Source organism: Micromonospora echinospora, assembly GCF_014203425.1.
Taxonomy (GTDB): domain Bacteria; phylum Actinomycetota; class Actinomycetes; order Mycobacteriales; family Micromonosporaceae; genus Micromonospora; species Micromonospora echinospora_A.
This window is the reverse complement of sequence record NZ_JACHJC010000001.1, coordinates 2164344-2185328: the sequence shown is the minus strand read 5'-3', so window position 1 is coordinate 2185328 and position 20985 is coordinate 2164344. Positions and strand designations below refer to the sequence as shown.

Sequence of the window (20985 nt, the reverse complement as noted above, 5' to 3'; positions counted from 1 at the left end):
TCCCAGCGCCCGGCACGCGGTCCGGCGGACCGGTACGGCGCTCAGCCCGTGACCGTGAAACTGCCGGAGTCGAACGGGCCGACCACGGCGAGGGACATCGGCCGGCCGAGCAGCTCGGCGGCGAGCGTGTTCACGTCCGCCAGAGTCACCGCGTCCACCCGGGCCAGCAGGTCGTCCACCGGCATCAGGTTGCCGTAGAGCAGCTCGCCCTTGGCCAGCCGGCTCATCCGCGAGCCGGTGTCCTCCAGCCCGAGCACGAACGAGCCCTTGCTCATCCCCTTGCCCCGGGCCAGTTCCGCCTCGGTGATCCCCTCGGCGGCCACCCGCGCCAGCTCGGCGCGGGTCAGGTGCAGCACCTCGTCCACCTTGCCCGGAGCGCAACCGGCGTAGACGGCGAACACGCCACTGTCGGCGTACTGGCTGGCGTAGGAGTAGACCGAGTACGCGAGGCCGCGCTGCTCCCGGATCTCCTGGAACAGCCGGCTGGACATGCCGCCGCCGAGCACGTTGTTCAGTACGCCGAGGGCGAAGCGCCGCTCGTCGGTGCGGTCGATGGCCGGGCAGCCGAGGACGACGTGCGCCTGCTCGGTCTCCTTCGGCTCGACCAGCGTGGTGGCCGGCTTGGTGCGTACCGCCGGGGTGGCCGGGCGGTGCGTCGCCGGCCCCGCCGGGTCGGTGTCCAGCGGGGTGCCGCGCAGCGCCTGCCGGACCAGCTTGACCACAGTCGCGTGGTCGAGGTTGCCGGCGGCGGCGATCACGATCTGCGGCGCGGTGTAGCGGCGGCGGTAGAAGCCCTGGATCTGCCGCCGGGTCATCGGCGTGACCGTCTCCTCGGTGCCGGAGATGAGCCGGCCCAGCGGGTGGTCGCCGTAGACGGCGCGGGCGAACAGGTCGTGCACCTCGTCGCCGGGCTCGTCGTCGTGCATGGCGATCTCTTCGAGGATGACGCCGCGCTCGGTCTCCACGTCGGCGGGGGTCAGCACCGAGTCGGCGACCAGGTCGCACATCACGTCGATGGCCAGCGGCAGGTCCTCGTCCAGCACCCGCGCGTAGTAGCAGGTGTATTCCTTCGTGGTGAACGCGTTGGTCTCGCCGCCCACCGCCTCGATCTGGGACGAGATCTCCAGCGCGCTGCGCTTGTTGGTGCCCTTGAACAGCAGGTGCTCGAGGAAGTGCGCGGCGCCGGCCTGCGGGCCGGTCTCGTCGCGCGAGCCGACCGCCACCCAGATGCCGAACGACACGCTGCGCATCGCCGGGATCGCCTCGGTGAGCACCCGCAGCCCGCTGGGCAGCACGGTACGGCGGACGGTGCCGCCGAGCGGGTCGTCGCTGAGCGTCCGGGTGACCGCGCGGGCCGCTGCGCCGGGTCCGGTCGGCGCCGTCCCCCGTCCCGTGGAGGCGACTGACGAACTCACGAGAACCTGCTCTCCGGATGACGAGGAACGGCGGGACGTACGACGGCTCCAGTTCGCACAGGCGACCTGGAGCCGTGGGCCGGCCCGGGTGACGCGGACGTCACCCGGGCCGGTCGGTGGATCAGCTGTGCCGGGTCCGGCGACGCGGACGGGAGTCGCCGCCGCCCTCGCCACCCTCGGAGCGGCTCTCGCCACCCTCGGAACGGCGCTCGCCACGCTCCCGGTCACCCCGGTCACCCCGGTCACGCGGGCCGCGGTCGCCGCCGCGGTCCCGGCCGCCCGACGGACGGTCGCCACCGGCGGCCTCACCGGCGGCCGGCGCCTCGGCGCCCTCCGGACGGATCTTGTCCAGGTAGATCTTGCCGCGGGCGTCGATGTCCGCGATCTCCACCTCGACCTTGTCGCCGACGTTGAGGAAGTCCTCGACCTTCTCGACCCGCTTGCCGTCGCCCACCTTGGAGATGTGCAGCAGGCCGTCGCGGCCGGGCAGCAGCGAGATGAAGGCGCCGAACGCGGCGGTCTTCACCACGGTGCCGAGGAACCGCTCGCCGACCTTGGGCAGCGTCGGGTTGGCGATCCCGTTGATCCGGTCCACAGCGGCCTGGGCCGACGGCCCGTTGGTCGCGCCGACGTAGATCGTGCCGTCGTCCTCGATGGAGATCTCGGCGCCGGTCTCGTCCTGGATCGCGTTGATGGTCTGGCCCTTCGGGCCGATCACCATGCCGATCTTGTCGACCGGGATCTTCACAGTGGTGACCCGCGGCGCGTAGTCCGACATCTCGGCCGGCGCCTCGATGGCCCGCTGCATCACGTCGAGGATGGTCTGCCGGGCCTCGTGCGCCTGCTGGAGCGCGGCGGCCAGCACGTCCGACGGGATGCCGTCCAGCTTGGTGTCGAGCTGGAGCGCGGTGACGAAGTCCCGGGTGCCGGCGACCTTGAAGTCCATGTCGCCGAACGCGTCCTCGGCGCCGAGGATGTCGGTCAGCGTCACGTACTGGGTCTTGCCGTCGACCTCGTCGGAGATGAGGCCCATGGCGATGCCGGCGACCGGCGCCTTCAGCGGAACACCGGCCGAGAGCAGGCCCAGCGTCGAGGCGCAGACCGAACCCATCGAGGTGGAGCCGTTGGAGCTGAGCGCCTCGGAGACCTGCCGGATGGCGTAGGGGAACTCCTCGCGCGCGGGCAGCACCGGGATCAGCGCCCGCTCGGCGAGCGCGCCGTGGCCGATCTCGCGCCGCTTCGGCGAGCCGACCCGGCCGGTCTCACCGGTCGAGTACGGCGGGAAGTTGTAGTTGTGCATGTAGCGCTTGCGGTTCTCCGGGGACAGCGTGTCCACCATCTGCTCCATGCGCAGCATGTTCAGCGTGGTGACACCCAGGATCTGGGTCTCGCCGCGCTCGAACAGCGCCGAGCCGTGCACCCGCGGCAGCACGCCGACCTCGGCGGACAGCGGACGGATGTCACGCGGGCCGCGGCCGTCGATGCGGACCTGCTCGCGCAGCACCCGGTTGCGGACCTCGGACTTGGTCAGCGAACGGAACGCGGCGGACAGCTCCTTCTCGCGGCCCTCGAACCGACCGGTCAGCTGCTCGGCGACCTTGGCCTTGATGCGGTCCAGGGCCTCCTCGCGGTCGGCCTTGCCGGCGATCTTCAGCGCCTCGGCGACTTCGGCGCGGGCCACGTCGGCCACCGCGTCGTACGCGTCGTCGGAGTAGTCCAGGAAGACCGGGAACTCGGCGACCGGCTTGGCGGCCACCTCGGCCAGCTCGCTCTGCGCCCGGCACAGCTCACGGATGGCCGGCTTGGCGGCCTCCAGGCCGCTGGCCACGATCTCCTCGGTCGGCGCGGTGGCGCCGCCCGAGATCAGGGCCACGGCGTTCGGGGTGGCCTCGGCCTCGACCATCATGATGGCCACCTCGCCGTCGGGCAGGGTGCGGCCGGCCACGACCATGTCGAAGGTGGCCCGGGCCAGTTCCTCCAGGGTCGGGAAGGCGACCCACTGGCCGTCGACGTGCGCGACCCGGGTCGCCCCGATCGGGCCGGAGAACGGCAGGCCGGAGAGCTTGGTCGACATCGAGGCGGCGTTGATGGCCACCACGTCGTACGGGTGCTGCGGGTCGAGCGCGAGGATGGTCTCGACGACCTGGACCTCGTTGCGCAGGCCCTTGACGAACGACGGGCGCAGCGGCCGGTCGATGAGCCGGCAGGTGAGGATGGCGTCCTCGCTGGGCCGGCCCTCGCGGCGGAAGAACGAGCCGGGGATCCGGCCCGCGGCGTACATCCGCTCCTCGACGTCCACTGTCAGCGGGAAGAAGTCGAACGACTCGCGCGGCTGCTTGCCGGCCGTGGTCGCGGAGAGGACGACCGTCTCGCCGAGTTGGGCGACGACGGAACCGGCGGCCTGGCGGGCCAGCCGGCCGGTGGAGAAGGTGATCTCCCGGGTGCCGAAGGCCCCGTTGTCGATCACGGCGGTACGGGATTCGGTGCCGAGTTTGGTCTCGGTCATGTGCTGTGGTGCTCCTTCGCGTCGTCGGCCGACGACACGGGAACTGCTCAGGCGGCCGGTCTTCGATCGAAGCGCCCGGGGAAGCCGGCGTCGTGCCGGGGTTCCCGGGGGCCACTACCGGAGACCGGTGCTGACCGGCTCCCTCTTCGGGTGTCGCGCGGCCGGGTTCTTCGGTGGTACTGCAACGGGGGAGCAGCCAGGCGGCCACTCCCCCGTCAGGTCATCGGCGCAGGCCGAGCCGCTCGATGAGCGACCGGTAGCGGCTGATGTCCTTCTTCTGGACGTAGTTGAGCAGCCGGCGGCGCCGGCCGACCAGCAGCAGCAGCCCACGGCGGCTGTGGTGGTCGTGCTTGTGCACCTTCAGGTGCTCGGTGAGCTCCGCGATCCGCTTGGTCAGGACCGCGACCTGCACCTCGGGCGAGCCGGTGTCGCCCTCGGCGGTCGCGTACTCCTGGCGGATCTTGGCCTTGGCTTCCTGGTCGAGCGCCATGTTCTCCCTGTTTCGTGGGTCATTCGATGAGGTCCGGAGCGGTCGTGGTGACCGGTGCAACGGACCGGTTCCTCGCACCCGCGGCGTCGTGCAGGCACGCGAGGCCCCCGTCGGTCAGCCGACGTCTCCGTCAGCCTACCAGCCCTCGGTCCGGACGGCCGGTCAAGGTCGCCCACGCGGGTCAGGACACCGCCCGGCGGGTGCGCTCCACGTCCTCGGCCATCTGGGCCACCAGCGGCTCGATCGCGTCGTACGTCCGCTGCTCGCGCAGGTGCGCCACGAAGTCCAGGGCCAGCCGCTCGCCGTACAGGTCGCCGGTGAAGTCCAGCGCGTACGCCTCCACCCGCCGTTCCCGGCCGGAGAACGTCGGGTTCGTGCCGATCGACACCGCCGCCGCGAGCGGCTCGCCGTCGCGGCGCACCAGGCGGGCCGCGTACACCCCGTCGGCGGGCACCGCCGCGTACCTGTGGGTCAGCAGGTTGGCGGTGGGGTAACCCAGCTCACGTCCGCGCTGGTCGCCGCGGACCACCACGCCCTCGACCCGGTGCGGGCGGCCGAGCGCCGCCGCCGCCGCGCCCACGTCGCCCGCGTCGACGCAGGACCTGATGTACGTGGAGGAGAAGACCGTCCCCGACTCGGCGACGAGTGGCGCGCCCTCCACCGCGAAGCCGAAGGTGCGGCCGAGCCGTTCCAGCAGCGGCACGTCCCCGGCCGCCCGGTGCCCGAACCGGAAGTTGTCGCCGACCACCACGAGCGCGGCGTGCAGGTGCTCGACCAGGACGTCGTGCACGAACGCCTCGGGTGGCAGCCGGGAGAACTCGACTGTGAACGGCACCACGCAGAGCACGTCCACGCCGAGCGCCTCGATCAGCTCGGCCTTGCGCGCCGGCTCGGTGAGCACCGCCGGGTGCGAGCCCGGGCGCACCACCTCGGCCGGGTGCGGGTCGAACGTCACCACCACCGACTTGACGCCCAGTTCCCGGGCGCGCGCCACGGTGTGCCCGATGGTGGCCTGGTGCCCCCGGTGCACGCCGTCGAAGACGCCGATGGTGACGACCGAGCGTCCCCAGCCGCCGGGCGCCGCCTCGTACCCCCGCCACCGCTGCATGCCGTTCCTCCCCTGTCCGCCCGCGCGCCGTTCAGGCCGGGGCCAGCACGATCTCCGCGCGGGCCCGCCCGTCCCGCTCGCTGACGATAGCGATCAGCCCGCCCGCCGGGTCGAAGACCGCGTACGGCCCGGTGATCCCGGCCGGGGCCAGCGGCCCGCCGTGGGAGAGCACCCGGGTCTCGTCGGCGGTGGCGTCCCGGCGCGGGAAGAACCGCGCGGCGGCGGCGTCCAGCGGCAGGTTCACCACGTCCGGCGCGCGCTGCTCCAACTGGTCGAGCGTGGCCGCCTCGGCGAGCGTGAACCCGCCGACGGCGGTGCGGCGCAACGCGGTGAGGTGACCGCCGACGCCCAGCGCGGCCCCCGCGTCGCGAGCCAGCGCCCGGATGTACGTCCCGGACGAGCAGGTCACGTCCACGTCCACGTCCACCACGTCCGGGGCGTCCCGGCGGATGTCCCGCACGTCCAGCCGGGAGACGGTGACCCGGCGGGCGGGCAGCTCGACCGTCTCGCCGTCGCGGACCCGCTTGTACGCCCGCTGACCGTTGATCTTGATAGCGCTGACCGCGCTCGGCACCTGGTCGATCTCGCCGGTGAGGGCGGCCAGCGCGGCGCGTACCCCGTCGTCGGTGACCGCACCGGCCGGGGTGGTGGCGACCACCTCGCCCTCGGCGTCGTCGGTGACGGTGGCCTGCCCCAGGCGGATCGTCGCGGCGTAGCTCTTGCCGGCGCCGATCACGTACGTGAGCAGCCGGGTCGCCCGGCCCACCCCGATCACGAGGACGCCGGTGGCCATCGGATCGAGCGTGCCGCCGTGACCGACGCGGCGGGTACGGGCCAGCCGCCGGATGCGGGCCACGACGTCGTGCGACGTCATGCCGCCGGGCTTGTCGACCACGATCAGACCGTCTGTGCTCACGACCGCCAAGCCTGCCAGACGGCGCCGATCCTCCCTGCGGGGGATACCGCCCCGCTTCGGCGGGGTGTCAAGATCGTGCGCCCCCGCCCCGTCTGCCCGGGAAGTCCGATGACCGATCACCGTGCCGCGCCCGATCCCCACTCCACCGGTCACCAGTCGGAGGACACGCTGGGACGGGTGCCCGAGTGGCTGCGCCAGCCCGCGCCCGAGGTCGAGCCGGGCCGCGGCGACCGCCTGCGGATCGCGCTCGGCGGGCACTCCGGCAAGCTGCTCGGCGGCGTGGTCGTGCTGGCGCTGCTCGCGTTCTTCGGGCTCGTCGGGGGCCTCGGCTACCAGGGCCTCCAGCGCTGGCGCGAGCCGGCCGCCGAACACCCCACGGTCAGCCTGCCGGTCGGCGAGCAGGCGTCCTCGTCGGCCTCGCCGCCACCGGCCGCCGGCCCGTTCGACGGCACCCCGGCGGCCGGGTTCCCGGAGGGCGCGGCCGGGATCGCGCTGCCCCGGGCCAAGCGGACCGGCGCGTTCACCGAGAAGCAGGTGGCCGCCACGCTGGCCAAGGTACGCAAGGCGCTGATCACCGCCCGGCTGGACCGCACGTTCTTCACCGCGAAGGACCCGGAGCGGCTGGTCCGCCAGTTCGCCCCGGACGCGCGGGCCGGCGTGCGCGACGACTTCCCCACCGGCGAGGCGGGCACCTACGCGACCCGGCTCGCTCCCGGCGCCCGGCTCACCGACGACCAGCCCCGGGTCAAGGGCCGGATCAGCTACCGGGCGACGAAGGACCGGGACGGCATCCGCATCCTGGAGGTGACCACGAACTTCGTCTGGGCGTACGCGTTCCCCACCACCAGCCCCACCCCGGGCGACGGCGTCGTGGTGGTCCACGACACGGTGAAGTGGAGCATGCCGCACCCGGCCGACGTGACCACCGCCTCCGCCGGGCTGTGGATCGAGCGTGCCGACTCGTACGCCTCCAACATCGACTGCGCCGCACTGGACAAGGGGCTGCTGGCGCTCGGCAAGCCCTCGTTCGGCGGGCCGGCCGACCCGGACCCGGACGCGGTCTTCGACCCGGACAAGACCGTCGACCTGCCGGACACCTGCTGACCGGCGTCAGCGGACCGCGCCGACCACCGCCCACGCGCCCGAGCGCATCCGCAGCAGCAGGCCGGCCAGCCGCAGCACCACGAACAGGGTCAGCCCGGCCCAGATCCCGCCCAGCCCGAGTTCCAGCCCGTAGGCCAGCCAGATCGCCGGCAGGAACCCGCCGAACGCGCACACGATGGTGAGGTTGCGCAGGTAGCGCACGTCGCCCGCGCCGATCAGCACCCCGTCGAGCGCGAACACCACGCCGCCGATCGGCTGGAGCGCGACGAACCAGGGCCAGGCGGTCATGGCCTGCTCGCGTACCTGGGGATCGGAGCTGAACCACGCCGGCACCACGCCGGCCCCGGCGGCGATCAGCACCGCGAAGGCCACGCCGCACAGCCCGCCGAGCAACGCGACGCGACGGGCCAGGAACCGCGCGCCGGCCGCGTCGCCGGCGCCGAGCGCGGCGCCGACGAGCGACTGCGCGGCGATGGCCAGGGCGTCGAGCACCAGCACCGTGAAGAACCACAGTTGCAGGGCGATCTGGTGCGCGCCCACCGCGGCGGCGCCGAAGCGGGCCGCGATGGCTGTGGCGGACAGGAAGCTGGCCTGGAACGCGACACCACGCACCAGCAGGTCGCGGCTGAGCACGAGCTGCTGCCCGATCACCCGGGGCCGGGGCCGCAGCGAGACCCGCTCGCGCACCAGCGCGCCCGCGAACAGGACGCCGGAGATCGTCTGCGCCACCGCGTTCGCCACCGCCGAGCCGACCAGCCCGAGCCCGGCCGGATAGACGAGCAGCGGGCAGAGCACCGCCGAGAGCAGGTTGGGACCGAGCACGAACAGCAGCGGCCGGCGGGTGTCCTGGATGCCGCGCAGCCAGCCGTTGCCGGCGGCGGCGAGCAGCAGGCCGGGCGCGCCGAGCGCCGCGACCCGCAGCCATCCGGCGGCGGCGTCGGCCACCTCGCCCGGGCCGCCGACGAGGGTACGCGCCAGCGCGCCCCCGCCGATCCCGATGGCGATCGCCACCAGCACTCCGGTGGCCAGCGCGAGCCAGGACGCCTGCACGCCCTCGGCCACCGCGGCGGCCCGGTCCCCCGCCCCGAAGCGGCGGGCCGAGCGCCCGGTGGTGCCGTACGCGACGACGGTGCCGACCCACGCGGTCAGCGTCATGACGGTGCCGCCGACGGCGAGCGCGGCCAGCGGCACCCGGCCGAGGTGACCGACCACCGCGGTGTCGACCAGGACGTAGAGCGGCTCGGCGGCCAGCACCACCAGGGCGGGCAGCGCGAGCGCGGCGATCCGCCGGGGTGTGACGGCGGTGGCGGGAGCGGCAGTCGTGCTCATCGCCGCCGATCCTGGCACGCGCTCCGTAAGGTCCGCAAGCAGCGTGACTACTTACCCACGTCAGCCAGGAGCCGGGCGGCGTCACGCCGCCCGCGCAGGCGCCGCACCGGCAGCCCGGGGGCGTGCTCGGCCAGCGCGGCCAGCACCCGGGGCCGGGAGTCGCGGGGGAAGCGCCAGACGTGCGGCAGGAAATCGAGATCGAGCCGCTCCGGGCAGCCCTCGGGCAGGTCGGGGCGGGGCGCGGCGCGGTGTGTCCACCGGCGGCGGACGATCCGGACCAGGCAGCGCAGCCGGGAGGTGTCGCAGAGCACCAGCAGGTCGGCGCGGGGCAGCCGGAGATCGAGGGTGCTCGCGTAGTTGCCGTCCATGATCCAGGCCGGGCGGGCGGCGAGCGCGGCCACCTCGGCGCGGAAGTCTGCCGGGGCGGGGGCGGTCCAGCCCGGGCGCCAGTAGTGGCGGTCGAGGTGAATCAGCGGAAGGTCGAGTCGCCGGGCCAGTTCACCGGCAAGCGTGCTCTTGCCGGCGCCGGAGCTGCCGACCACGAGGATGCGTCGCACCGGACGACGGTAGCGGCGTGCGGGACGGCGATGTGCCCCGAGCGGCGGTGACGTCGGGTCGGGCCGGAGTGTGGTCCTCGGGCCCGGCCGGCGTCACCGCCGGACGGCGTACGTCACTGACGGGTGTCCATCGAGGTCTGCAGCGCGCGGCGCATCTGCTCGCGCGCCTCGTCGGTGGTGGTCTCGGTCTGCGGCTTGCGCTTGCTGGGCATCTGAGGTCCTTCCAGGGTGCGGACCACCGGGACACGGTGGCCCTACGGGCGCCCGGCGCTCCGGCTCGGCGCGACCACTGATCGCGCCGCGACGGGAGTCGTCGGCGGCTGAGCGCCCGGCAGCGGTCCGGGATCACCGGAGCGGCTCGCCTGGCAGCGGGAGCCCGGGTCGGTCTGACCCTGGAGGGAGGCGAGGCCGGGTGCGGCACCACCGCCCGTGACCAGCGCCGCGAAGCGCCGGTCCCGCACCCAAATTAACGTTCACTTTCCAGATGCTGCCTACAGTTCCCGAAATGCGGAAAGATCAACGTCATCGTCCCGGCCCGGCAGGGGCGGTCAGCGGGCCAGGAAGTGCCAGCCCAGCCACCACCAGAAACCGAACAGACCGATCCGCCCGACCGGCACCGGGCCCACCTCGTACCGCATCACGAAGGCGCAGACATCTGCCAGCGACGGGATCCGCGACCCCTCCCGGCGCGCCGCCCACTCGACCGCCGCGAACAGCACGATCGAGACTCCGAACCCGCCGATCGCCAGTGCCCGCATCATCGGCGCACCAGTCCCCAGAACGTGGACAGCCACGCGAACCAGGCCGCCGAGCGGATCACGCTGTCCTCCAGCAGCGGATCGGCCAGCCGGGAGAGGGTGGGGAAGTCGTCACCCGCCGCCGCCATGAACGTCGCCCCCTCGAAGACCCCGAAGACTGTCACCGGCACCAGCCACCAGAGCGCGACCGACGGCAGCCGGCGCGGCGCCGGACGCCGGGGCACCCGGTTGCTCAGGCCGACCCAGATCAACCCACCGCCGGTGGTGAGGATGTAGAGGTTGGCCGAGGTCGAGAAGGACGGAAGTTGACCGCCGACCAGAGACAGGCAGATCAGCACCGGCACGGAGACGACCGGCCGGTCCCAGGCCCGGGGCGCCTCGACGGTGAGCTCACGGGGATGATCCATCACCCGATTGTCCCCAGCGTCACGTACGGCGGAAAGGCTGGCACGCCTCGTAATCGCTGGAAAAGCCGCCGATCAGCTCACACCATTGATCGTCGCCGCACCTCGACGCGGCGGAAATTTCGGCGCAATTCCCCTTCTAAGGGGCTATCAGCGTCGCGGTGGCGAGTTCGGCGCGGATCCGTCCGACCAGCTCGTCGAGCGCGCCCCGCCCGGTGAAACCGGCCGCGAACCGGTGCCCGCCACCACCCAGTGCCACCGCCACCGCGCTCACGTCCACAGCGCCCTTGCTGCGCAGCGACACCGCCCACTCGGCCTCGCCCGACTGCTTGATCACGCAGCTCACGTCCGCCTCCTCGGTGCACCGGACCGAGTCGATGAGCGCCTCCAGCACGTACGCCGGCTGCTCGTGGCGGGCCAGGTCGTCGTGAGTGGCGTACGTCCAGACGAGCCCGTGCCCGGCGGCGGCCGCCGGTTCCAGCGTGGCCCGGCCGAGCACCTCGCCGAAGAGGCGGACAGCGCCGAACGGGCGGGTGTCGAAGACCCGCCGCGAGATGTCGCCGGGCCGGATGCCGGTGGCCACCAGGCGGGCGGCCATCTCGTGCACGGCCGGCGTGGTCGCCTCGAAGCGGAACGAGCCGGTGTCGGTGGTCAGCGCGACGTAGAGCCCGGTCGCCATCTCCGCGTCCAGCGTCACGCCGAGCCGGTCCAGCAGTTCCAGCGCGACCACGGAGGTGGCGGCGGCGTGCGGGTCGACCAGGTTGATCCGGCCGAAGCCCGTGTTCGAGGCGTGGTGGTCCAGCACCAGCGACGCACGCGCCTTGTCCAGCCGGTCGACCAGGTCACCCAGCCGGGACTTACTCGCCGCGTCGAAGCAGATCACCAGGTCGGGATCGAGGTACGCGTCGTCCTGCGGCACCAGCAGCTCCACGCCGGGCATCCAGCGGAACGGCTCGGGCACCTCGGCCGGGCCGGGGAACGTGGCCTGGAGATCGCGTACGCCGAGCCGGCGCAGACCCAGCCCGAAGCCGAGCATGCTGCCCAGCGCGTCCCCGTCCGGGTTCACGTGGCAGATCAGCAGCACCCGCGCGTCGGCGGGAAGGTCGCGTACCGCCGCGACGGCCGCCGCCCAGTCGTCGTCGGCGGGACCGGACGGCGCTTCGTCCACGGCGGCGACCTCGGTCACGGGCGGTCGCCGTCGCGCGGCTCGTCGCCGGCCGGCTCCTCGTCCGCCGACCCGTCCGCGGCGTCCTCGTCGTCCTCCTCGACCCGGTACGGCTGGGCGTCGCCCGCGTACGAGGCCCGGGCGGCCAGCCGCTGCACCTCGGCGTCGGCGGTACGCGCGGCGGCCAGCAGGTCGTCGATGTGCTTGACCTGGTCCTGCACGTCGTCGAGGACGAACGTCAGCGTCGGCGAGTGCCGCAGCCCGAGCGCCTTACCGACGGTGCTGCGCAGCATGCCGTTGGCGCTCTCCAGCGCGGCGGCGGTGCTCGCCTGCGCCGCCGCGTCGCCGAGCACGGTGTAGAAGACGGTGGCGTCGCGCAGGTCCGCGGTGATCCGGGCGTCGGTGATCGTGATCATGCCGAGCCGGGGGTCCTTGATCTGGCTCCGCACCACCGACGCGACCAGTTCCCGGATGCGCTCCGCGTGCCGGCGAACCTTGGCCTGATCCGTCATGTCCCCACCTCCGGGATCACCTGTACCGATGACGGCGCCGGATCCGTGTGCGACCCGGGCCGTCGGCCGGAGACGGCGGGCGCGTGGGCGCCGCCGGGTCCGACCGCCCAACGCTGAAGAACACTACCCGCGTCCCACCGGACCTCACGCGGCACGGGCGAACTGCCGCGCGACGCGCCGTTCAGTCGTCCCCGCCGTGCAGGCGACGGCGTACAGACAGCAGTTCGGTCTCCGGGCGGGCGGCGATCAGCCGCTCGCAGGTGTCGAGCACCTCGCGGACGTGGGCCGGCTCGGCGGCCACCACTGCCACTCCGATCTCGGCCCGGCCGTGCAGGTCCAGCGCCCCGACCTCGGCGGCGGAGACCTCGAACTTGCGCAACGCGGCGACGATCGGCCGGACGTAGGACCGCTTGGCCTTGAGGGACCGGGAGTCACCCGGGAGCAACAGGTCGAACAGTGCGGTTCCGGTATACACGGCGAGCAACGGTACGCCTGCCGCGCACCCCGGGCACACGATTAAGGCGCGACCGCCACCAGCACGTCCCGCTCGATCGCCTGGTCGACCCGGTGGGCGAAGTCACCGAAGCCGGGGCCATCGAGCACCCGCAGCCCGGCGTCGGCCAGCACCGCCTCCGCCTGCGCCCGGGGGGCCACGTGGGTGTTCCAGGACAGTCCCAGCGCCCCACCCGGGCGCAGCAGCTCCCGCCACACCGGCACGGCGGCGGTGAGCAGCTCCAGCGGGCTGCGGGACAGCCCTTGATCGGTACGGCTGCCGTGCGCCACCCCGTACGGCGCGTCGGTGACGATCACGTCGGCGCAGCGGGGACGCAACGCCTCGCGGGCCCGGGTGGTGTCGGTGTTCAGCACGGTGACCCGCTGGGTGGCCCCGGCCCGGTGCTCGTCCCGCGACGGCGCGAGCACCGCCTCGAACCGGCGGGCCACCAGCTTGCGGTCCCGGCGAACCGACGTCGACTCGGTGGTGTGCTTGAGCCGCTTGCGGCGCAGCCAGGTACGCAGGAACGCCGCGTACGCGTCCACGTCCTGGCTGTCGCGCTCGATGCCGATGCCGTCGTAGCCGTACATGAGCGCCTGGTTGAGCGTGGTGCCCCGGCCGCAGAGCGGGTCCAGCACCACCACCGGCCCGTCCAGCATCCGCGGCGCGGCGGCGGAGGCGAGCACTGTGACGTTGAGCAGCAGCCGGGTGAACTGCTCGTTGGTCTTGCCGGCGTACTTCGGAATGGTGATCAGGTCGGAGTCGTACCGGGCCAGCGGGCGCAGCGGCACCGGCCGCAGCAGGTCGTCACCCACCCGCTCGAACAGCGCGTACGCCGCCGACAGGTTCGCCAGGTGGGCCACGTCCCGCTCGCCGAGCCCCGGTCCGGGGGCGGTGAACGTCAGGTACTCCACCCCGCCGATCCCGGCCACCTCCGCGTCGGCCGGTACGACGTCGAGCACGCCGGAGCCGGCGAACACGGCCAGTTCGGCGCGCGCCAGCCGGGCCGCCGCGTCGGCGTAGACGCGGTTGGCGGAGGGGGCGAGGAGCAGCGCGTACCGGATCACGCCCGAGATTGTCGCAGCCTGCGGAAACGGCGACGGCCGGGGCCCGAAGGCCCCGGCCGCCGACCGGTCGTACGCGTGGTTCTCAGGCGCGCGGCTTCTCACGCATCTCGAACGTCTCGATGACGTCACCGACCTGGACGTTGTTGTAGCCGCCCAGCGTCAGACCACACTCGAAGCCCTCGCGGACCTCGGTCGCGTCGTCCTTGAACCGCTTCAAGGAGCTGATCGTGAGGTTGTCCGCCACGACCGCCCCGTCCCGCAGCAGCCGCGCCTTGGCGTTGCGGCGGATGAGGCCGGACCGGACGATACAGCCGGAGATGTTGCCGATCTTGGACGAGCGGAAGACGTCGCGGATCTCCGCGGTGCCCAGCTCGACCTCCTCGTACTCCGGCTTGAGCAGACCCTTGAGCGCGGCGTCGATCTCCTCGATGGCCTGGTAGATCACGGTGTAGTACCGGATCTCCACGCCCTCGCGGTCGGCCATCTCGCGGACCTTGTTAGAGGCCCGCACGTTGAAGCCGATGATCGTGACCGCCTCGGACGAGGCGCTCGCGAGCATGACGTCGCTCTCGGTGATCGCGCCCACGCCCCGGTGGATGATCCGAAGCTGGACCTCCTCCGGGATGTCCAGGTTGAACAGCGCGTCCTCGAGCGCCTCCACCGAACCGGAGACGTCGCCCTTGAGCACCAGGTTGAGCGAGGTCTTCTCGCCCTCCTTGAGCTGCTCCATGAGCGTCTCGAGAGTGGCCCGGCCACGGGAGTTGGCGAACGAAGCCGCCCGCCTCCGCGCCTGCCGCTGCTCGGCGATCTGCCGCACGGTGCGGTCGTCCTCGGCGGCCAGGAAGGTGTCACCCGCACCCGGCACCGTGGTCAGACCCAGCACCATGACCGGACGCGCCGGACCGGCCGAATCAACCGGCTTGCCGTTCTCGTCCAGCATGGCCCGCACGCGGCCGTGCGCCCCACCGGCGACGATCGAGTCACCGGCACGCAGGGTGCCCTTCTGCACCAGCACGGTCGCCACCGCGCCACGGCCCTTGTCCAGGTGCGCCTCGATCGCGACACCCTGCGCCGGCCCGTCGATCGGAGCGGTCAGCTCCAGCGACGCGTCGGCGGTCAGCAGCACGGCCTCGAGCAGTTCCTCGATGCCGATGCCGGGCTTGGCCGCCACGTTGACGAACATGGTCTCGCCGCCGTACTCCTCGGCGACCAGGCCGTACTCGGTCAGCTGCTGGCGGACCTTGTCCGGGTTCGCCTCGGGCTTGTCGACCTTGTTGACCGCGACCACGATCGGCACGTCCGCCGCCTTGGCGTGGTTGAGCGCCTCGATGGTCTGCGGCATCACGCCGTCGTCCGCCGCGACCACCAGGATCACGATGTCCGTGACCTGGGCACCACGGGCACGCATGGCGGTGAACGCCTCGTGACCCGGGGTGTCGATGAACGTCACCGCGCGGTCCTCGCCCTCGTGCGGGACGTGGACCTGGTAGGCGCCGATGTGCTGGGTGATGCCACCCGCCTCGCCGGCCACCACGTTCGCCTTGCGGATCGCGTCGAGCAGCTTGGTCTTACCGTGGTCGACGTGACCCATGACGGTCACCACCGGCGCACGGCTGACCAGGCGGTCCTCCGCGACCTCGGCGTCGAGGTCGATGTTGAACTGCGCGAGCAGCTCGCGGTCCTCGTCCTCCGGGCTGACGATCTGCACGTCGAAGCCGAGGTGCTCACCCAGCAGCTGCAGGGTCTCGTCGGAGCACGACTGGGTAGCCGTCACCATCTCGCCCAGGTTGAACATCTCCTGGACCAGCGAACCCGGATTGGCGTTGATCTTGTCGGCGAAGTCCGACAGCGAGGCGCCACGGGACAACCGGACGACCTGACCCTGACCGCGGGGCGCGCCCGAGGACATGGTCGGGGCCGACAGGTTGTCGAACTCCTGTCTGCGCTGCTTCTTGGACTTGCGACCGCGGGTCGGCCGACCGCCCGGACGCCCGAAGGCACCCGCCGCGCCACCGCCACGGCCACGGCCGCCGCCGCCGGGACGGCCACCGCCGACCGGACCACCCGGACGGAAACCACCGCCGGGAGCGCCGCCACCGCCGCCACCACCGGGACCGCCACGGTAGCCACCGCCACCGCCGCCACCACCGGGACCGCCACGGTAGCCACCGCCACCGCCGCCACCACCGGGACCGCCGCGGAAGCCACCGCCACCGCCACCGGGTCCACCGGGACGACCGGCGCCACCGCCGGGTCCACCACGACCGCCACCGGGGCCGCCGGGGCGGCCGGTGGTCGGGCGCTGGCTCGGCATGGAGGCCGGGCTCGGCCGCGGCGGCATCGACGCCGGGCTGGGCCGCGGCGGCATGCCGGCCGGGCTGGGACGGGGACCGCCCCCACCGGCGGCCGGAGGCCGCTGCTGGCCACCCTGGATGCCGAACGGGTTGTTACCGGCGCCACGCGCCGGCGGACGACCGCCGGGACGGGCACCGGGGCCCTGGCCCTGGCCCGGACCGCCGGGACGACCGGCGGCCGGAGAACCCGGACGCGGCGGCATGGCGTTCGGGCCGGGACGCGGGCCGGGACGGGGACCGCCCTCGGCCGGAGGCTCCCGGCGTACGGTCTCGCGCTGCTGCTGGCGGGCGGCCTGGGCGGCCTTGACCGCAGCCTCCTGCTCAGCCTTGAGCGCGGCGGCACGCGCTTCGGCGGCCGCCACTTCGATGTCGTGCGCGCTCGCCGGCTTGGCGACCGGGGTCGCCGGCTGCGGCGGGCCGGGGACCGGGCCCTTGGGCTTCGGTCCAGGGGTCGGCGCGGCCTGACGCCGGGGCGGCGTCGGCCTGGCCGAGACCCGGGGGGCACCCGGGGTCGGGGTGGGCGTCGGGGTCGGCGCCGGGCCGCTGGGCGCGGCAGCCGGCGGGCCGGCGGGCGCCGACGAACCGGCTACGAAGGCGCTACGCAGACGTCGGGCGACAGGCGCCTCGACGGTGCTGGATGCGGACTTCACGAACTCGCCCATCTCCTTGAGCTTGGCGAGAACGGTCTTGCTTTCGACCCCGAGCTCTTTTGCAAGCTCGTGTACGCGGGCCTTTCCTGCCACTGCACTCCTCACTCCGAGGTCGTGCGGGCAGCACCCGCAGCGACCTCACTCGTGCACTTGAAGCCTGGTCATTTCTGGGACTTCATCGTGTGCTCATGTCGGTCGTCCTACCTTGCTAGCGACCCGCGACCGGTCGGGTTTGACCGGTCGTCGGGGGTTGCGCGTCGACGTGCTCCGCAAGCGCACCGTGGTCAGGAACCCCGGTGAGGCGCAGTGCCCGCCCGAAGGCGCGACGCCGCACCGCCTGCGCGAAGCAGGCCGGATCAGGATGCATGTTCGCTCCCCGACCCGGCAGTGTGCGGGCCGGATCGGGCCTGAGGCTGGTGCGACCAGTCTCGTCGCCGATCGCAACGATCCGCAACAACTCGCTGGCCGACGCCCGTTTCCGGCAGCCCACACAGGTGCGCTCCGGCAGCGCGCGTCGTGCCACTGAGAAAGTCTACCCCTAGCTGCTCGAGATCGCTCCGCCCGGCTCCCGGACGTGATCAGATCCGCCCCGTCCCTGCGGCGCGGCGGTCTCCGCGTCGGACCGGATGTCGATGCGCCAACCGGTCAGCCGGGCCGCCAGGCGGGCGTTCTGCCCCTCCCGGCCGATCGCGAGCGAGAGCTGGAAGTCCGGGACCGTCACCCGGGCGGTACGGGTGGCCAGGTCGACCACCTCGACCCGCAGCGCCTTGGCCGGCGACAACGCGTTGCCGACGAACGTCGCCGGGTCGTCCGACCAGTCGATGATGTCGATCTTCTCGCCGTGCAGCTCGCTCATCACCGCGCGGACCCGCTGCCCCATCGGGCCGATGCAGGCGCCCTTGGCGTTGACGCCGGGCGTGGTCGAGCGGACCGCGATCTTCGTACGGTGACCTGCCTCACGGGCGATGGCACCGATCTCCACGGTGCCGTCGGCGATCTCCGGCACCTCGAGCGCGAACAGCTTCTTCACCAGCCCGGGATGCGACCGGGACAGCGTGATCTGCGGGCCGCGCATGCCCTTGGCGACGTGTACCACCACGCAGCGGATCCGCTCGCCGTGCTCGTACCGCTCGCCGGGGACCTGCTCGGACTGCGGCAGGACGCCCTCCAGCTTGCCCAGGTCGACGCTGACGATGCCCTTCTCCCGGCGGGTCTCGTGCGCCTGCACCACGCCGGTGACCAGGTCGCCGTCGCGGCCCACGTACTCACCGAAGTGCACCTCGTCGGTGGCCTCCCGCAGCCGCTGGAGGATCACCTGCTTGGCGGTCATGGCGGCGATCCGCCCGAAGTCGTGCGGGGTGTCTTCCCACTCCCGGGTGACAGTGCCGTCGGCGTCGAGCTCCTGCGCGAAGACCGAGGCGGATCCGCTCTTACGGTCGATCTCCACCCGGGCATGCGACTCGGCGCCCTCGGTGTGCCGGTAGGCGGTCAGCAGCGCGGTCTCGATCGCCGCGAGGATCGTGTCGAACGGGATCTCCCGCTCGCGCTCCAGGGCGCGCAGCGCCGCGAGGTCGATGTTCACCTCTCCTCGTCCTCCAGATCTTCGTCGTCGTCGGTGTCGGTGTCGTCGCCGAGGTCCTCGTCGGCCAGGTCGTCCAGGCGGCTGAACTCCACCTGGACCCGGCCGGGCCCGAGTTCGGCGTACGGGTGTGCGGCGGCGCCGGCGTCGGTCTCCAGCTCCACGCGCTCGTCGTCGGCGGCCGTGATCCGGCCGGTGAGCTGGCGGTCCCCGGCGTCGCCGCGGACGGTGACCTTGACCAACCGTCCGACGTTGCGCCGCCAGTGCCGGGGCAGGGTGAGCGGGCGGTCCACGCCGGGCGAGCTGACCTCCAGCTGGTACTCGCCGGCCACGATGTCGCCGCCGGACTCCTCCGCCGCGTCCAGGGCCGCCGACACCGCGCGGGAGATGTCCGCCACGGCGTCCAGGTTGATCCCGCCGTCGGCGTCCACGATCACCCGGACCACGTGCCGCCGCCCGGCGCGGGAGACGGAGAGGTCCTCCAGGTCGTAGCCGGCAGCGGTGACGACCGGTTCGATCACCTCGCGCAGCCGGTTGCGGCGCGCGTTCAGATCGCCGCGGGGCGCGCCGCTGCGGTCCGCGCCGCGGGGGCCGTCGGACCGGCGGGGCCGCCCGGCGGGCCCCGTCGACCGGGTGGCACGGCCACGCTGCGTCATTCCGCGCACCTCTCCTGCTGTTGCCACGACCCGCGGGCCGTGTTGTCCCGGGCCGGTGCGAGCGGTCGGCCCGCCATACCGGCACGCCACCGGGGCGTCCGCGCCCGGTGGTTGCGCAGAGCGTAACGCTTACGGCCGCCGACGGACCCGGCGGCGCACCGAGACCCTGCCCCATGAGGCGGCACGGATGGTGTTGACTCTGTCAGGTGGGGACCGGCAGAACACCATCCGACCAGGTCAGAGCGGGGCATTCCCGGCGCTGGCTGCTGCGCGCCGGAGGGCTCGTGGCGCTCGGCGGCGCGACCGCGCCGCTGACCGGTTGTGATCTTTTCGACCGCGACGACGAGCCACCGGCGCCGGACGCTCTGGAGCCGCTGGCCGCCGAGGCGCTGGCGCTGGAGGCCCGCTACCGGGCCGCCGCCACCGCCGACCCGGCACTCGCCGGTCGGCTCACCCCGATCGCCGACGCGCACAAGGCGCACGCCGAGGAGCTACGCCGGGTCATCGGCCGGCCGGCTCCCTCCGGTACGCCGGCGGCCGGCGCCCCGGCGACCGGCGGCACCCCCGACGCGGTGCTCACCGAGCTGCGCCAGGCCGAGCAGGAGGGCCGGACCAACGCGGCGAAGGCCTGCGCCGAGGCGCCGGCCGAGCGGGCCGCGCTGCTCGGCTCGATCGCCGCCGCCCGGGCGACCCACGTGGAGGCGCTGAAGTGAACGAACGCACCGAGCGCAGCGAGGGCCGTGAGGGCATGCCCGGCCGGTACGGCATGAGCGAACGCACCGAGCGCAGCGAGGGCCGTGAGGGCATGCCCGGCCGACGCAACGTGAACCCGACCAGGAGCCCCAGTCCGGCCCAGGCCCTCGCCGACGCGCTCGCCGCCGAGTACGCGGCGATCTGGGCGTACGGGGTGATCGGCGTGCACCTCACCGGCGCGGCGCGGACGGCGGCCCGGGCCGCCGAGGCGGCGCACCGGTCCCGCCGGGACGCGCTGCTGCTGCAACTCGCCGAGGGCTCCGGGCAGGTCCCCGCGGACCGGGCCGGGTACGCGCTGCCCTATCCGGTCACCGACCGGGCGGGGGCGCTGCGGCTGGCGGTGGAGATCGAGGAGCGGACCGCCGGACACTGGCGGGCCGCGCTCGCGCACACCGGCGGCGCGGAGCGGAACACGGCGCTCGCCGCGCTCACCGACTGCGCGCTGCGGGCCACCCGCTGGCGGCGGACGGCGGGCGTGACCCCGCTCACCGTTCCCTTCCCGGGACGCCCGGCCTGAGCGCGCCGCCGGTCACCCGGCGGAACCCTCCGGTTGCGCAGCGCATACCAGGTATGCATACTCCAGGCCATGTCCATCCGTCACGGCCTGCTCGCCCTGCTCGAACGCGGCCAGATGTACGGCTATCAGCTCCGTGCCGCGTTCGAGGAGTCCACCGGGTCGACCTGGCCGCTGAACATCGGGCAGGTCTACACCACGCTGGCCCGGCTGGAACGCGACGGCCTGGTGCGCCCGCTGCCGGAGAACGAGAGCGGGCAGCGCCCGTACGAGATCACCGACGCCGGACGGGCGGACCTGGCGATGTGGTTCGCCACGCCGATCAGCCGCGCCGACCGGCCCCGCGACGAGCTGTCGATCAAGCTGGCGCTGGCGCTGACCACGCCGGGCGTCGACGTGCAGGCGGTGGTGCAGACCCAGCGCACCGCCACCATGCGCGCGCTCCAGGAATTCACCCGGTTGAAGTACACGAGCGACAAGCCGGAGGATCTACCCTGGCGGCTGGTGCTGGACGCGATGATTTTCCAGACCGAGGCCGAGGTGCGGTGGCTCGACCACTGCGAGACCAGCCTGGTCCGGCACCGCCCGGCGCCGCTCCGGGCGGTCGACCACCCCGAGGCGGTGGACCGGGCCGGCGACGAAGCCCGCCGGTGAC

Annotated in this window: 20 protein-coding genes and 1 pseudogene; 4 read left to right on the top strand and 17 right to left on the bottom strand. The window is 73.3% G+C overall.

Translation table 11 applies throughout. The annotated features are described in order from the left end of the window. Nucleotides 1-41: 41 nt before the first annotated feature. The 5 genes from FHU28_RS10420 to truB form a co-directional block, all read right to left on the bottom strand. On the bottom strand, nucleotides 42-1415 hold the full coding sequence (locus tag FHU28_RS10420; protein ID WP_184683207.1) for a M16 family metallopeptidase: 1374 nt from the start codon (nucleotides 1413-1415) through the stop codon (nucleotides 42-44). Nucleotides 1416-1536: 121 nt separating this feature from the next. Beyond that, nucleotides 1537-3921, bottom strand: a complete 2385-nt coding sequence (locus FHU28_RS10415) for a polyribonucleotide nucleotidyltransferase (protein ID WP_184683205.1) — start codon at nucleotides 3919-3921, stop codon at nucleotides 1537-1539. A 220-nt stretch (nucleotides 3922-4141) separates the two neighbouring features. Further along, nucleotides 4142-4411: a 30S ribosomal protein S15 gene (gene rpsO, locus FHU28_RS10410; RefSeq protein WP_184683203.1), complete on the bottom strand. Its 270-nt coding sequence runs from the start codon at nucleotides 4409-4411 to the stop codon at nucleotides 4142-4144. A gap of 181 nt (nucleotides 4412-4592) precedes the next feature. Beyond that, nucleotides 4593-5519 (bottom strand): bifunctional riboflavin kinase/FAD synthetase, encoded by a 927-nt coding sequence (locus FHU28_RS10405; RefSeq protein ID WP_184683201.1) that lies wholly within the window; start codon nucleotides 5517-5519, stop codon nucleotides 4593-4595. Between the two features lie 31 nt (nucleotides 5520-5550). Then, nucleotides 5551-6435 (bottom strand): tRNA pseudouridine(55) synthase TruB, encoded by an 885-nt coding sequence (gene truB / locus FHU28_RS10400; RefSeq protein WP_184683199.1) that lies wholly within the window; start codon nucleotides 6433-6435, stop codon nucleotides 5551-5553. 108 nt (nucleotides 6436-6543) lie between these two features. On the opposite strand from truB, the gene FHU28_RS10395 reads away from it, so the two are divergent. After that, complete coding sequence (locus FHU28_RS10395; protein WP_184683197.1) at nucleotides 6544-7539, top strand: hypothetical protein; 996 nt, start codon at nucleotides 6544-6546, stop codon at nucleotides 7537-7539. 6 nt (nucleotides 7540-7545) lie between these two features. On the opposite strand, the gene FHU28_RS10390 is transcribed toward FHU28_RS10395, so the two are convergent. From FHU28_RS10390 to rimP, 12 genes and pseudogenes are all read right to left on the bottom strand, one after another. Next, a complete protein-coding gene (locus FHU28_RS10390; protein ID WP_184683195.1) occupies nucleotides 7546-8868 on the bottom strand; it encodes an MATE family efflux transporter in 1323 nt (440 codons plus the stop codon). Between the two features lie 47 nt (nucleotides 8869-8915). Continuing rightward, nucleotides 8916-9425 (bottom strand): P-loop NTPase family protein, encoded by a 510-nt coding sequence (locus FHU28_RS10385; protein ID WP_311773561.1) that lies wholly within the window; start codon nucleotides 9423-9425, stop codon nucleotides 8916-8918. Nucleotides 9426-9973: 548 nt separating this feature from the next. Continuing rightward, complete coding sequence (locus FHU28_RS10380) at nucleotides 9974-10183, bottom strand: DUF6186 family protein (RefSeq protein ID WP_184689406.1); 210 nt, start codon at nucleotides 10181-10183, stop codon at nucleotides 9974-9976. Next, nucleotides 10183-10590 (bottom strand): hypothetical protein, encoded by a 408-nt coding sequence (locus FHU28_RS10375; RefSeq protein ID WP_184683193.1) that lies wholly within the window; start codon nucleotides 10588-10590, stop codon nucleotides 10183-10185. Before FHU28_RS10375 ends, FHU28_RS10380 begins: the two co-directional genes overlap by 1 nt. Nucleotides 10591-10726: 136 nt before the next feature. After that, nucleotides 10727-11773, bottom strand: a complete 1047-nt coding sequence (locus tag FHU28_RS10370) for a DHH family phosphoesterase (RefSeq protein ID WP_184683191.1) — start codon at nucleotides 11771-11773, stop codon at nucleotides 10727-10729. Next, entirely contained in the window at nucleotides 11770-12264 is a 495-nt protein-coding gene (gene rbfA / locus FHU28_RS10365; protein ID WP_184683189.1) for a 30S ribosome-binding factor RbfA, read from the bottom strand. The genes FHU28_RS10370 and rbfA overlap by 4 nt, the downstream gene beginning before the upstream one ends. A gap of 181 nt (nucleotides 12265-12445) precedes the next feature. Continuing rightward, nucleotides 12446-12739 carry a DUF503 domain-containing protein gene (locus FHU28_RS10360; RefSeq protein ID WP_184683187.1) on the bottom strand — a complete coding sequence of 98 codons (294 nt, stop codon included), beginning with the start codon at nucleotides 12737-12739 and terminating at the stop codon, nucleotides 12446-12448. A gap of 41 nt (nucleotides 12740-12780) precedes the next feature. Further along, entirely contained in the window at nucleotides 12781-13824 is a 1044-nt protein-coding gene (locus FHU28_RS10355) for a TRM11 family SAM-dependent methyltransferase (RefSeq protein WP_184683185.1), read from the bottom strand. Between the two features lie 82 nt (nucleotides 13825-13906). After that, nucleotides 13907-16921: a translation initiation factor IF-2 gene (gene infB, locus FHU28_RS10350; protein WP_184683183.1), complete on the bottom strand. Its 3015-nt coding sequence runs from the start codon at nucleotides 16919-16921 to the stop codon at nucleotides 13907-13909. A gap of 93 nt (nucleotides 16922-17014) precedes the next feature. Then, nucleotides 17015-17351 (bottom strand): annotated as a pseudogene (locus FHU28_RS10345) (YlxR family protein). A 15-nt stretch (nucleotides 17352-17366) separates the two neighbouring features. Then, the gene (gene nusA / locus FHU28_RS10340) at nucleotides 17367-18410 is read right to left on the bottom strand and encodes a transcription termination factor NusA (RefSeq protein ID WP_184683179.1); all 1044 of its coding nucleotides are present in this window, start codon (nucleotides 18408-18410) and stop codon (nucleotides 17367-17369) included. Beyond that, nucleotides 18407-19063, bottom strand: a complete 657-nt coding sequence (gene rimP / locus FHU28_RS10335; protein ID WP_184683177.1) for a ribosome maturation factor RimP — start codon at nucleotides 19061-19063, stop codon at nucleotides 18407-18409. The genes nusA and rimP overlap by 4 nt, the downstream gene beginning before the upstream one ends. Before the next feature lie 263 nt (nucleotides 19064-19326). On the opposite strand from rimP, the gene FHU28_RS10330 reads away from it, so the two are divergent. The 3 genes from FHU28_RS10330 to FHU28_RS10320 all read left to right on the top strand — a co-directional run bounded on the left by FHU28_RS10330 (nucleotide 19327) and on the right by FHU28_RS10320 (nucleotide 20984). Next, entirely contained in the window at nucleotides 19327-19776 is a 450-nt protein-coding gene (locus tag FHU28_RS10330; RefSeq protein ID WP_184689404.1) for a hypothetical protein, read from the top strand. A gap of 92 nt (nucleotides 19777-19868) precedes the next feature. Further along, the gene (locus FHU28_RS10325; RefSeq protein ID WP_184689402.1) at nucleotides 19869-20333 is read left to right on the top strand and encodes a ferritin-like domain-containing protein; all 465 of its coding nucleotides are present in this window, start codon (nucleotides 19869-19871) and stop codon (nucleotides 20331-20333) included. A gap of 69 nt (nucleotides 20334-20402) precedes the next feature. After that, nucleotides 20403-20984 (top strand): PadR family transcriptional regulator, encoded by a 582-nt coding sequence (locus tag FHU28_RS10320; protein WP_073830288.1) that lies wholly within the window; start codon nucleotides 20403-20405, stop codon nucleotides 20982-20984. Nucleotide 20985: the final 1 nt, after the last annotated feature.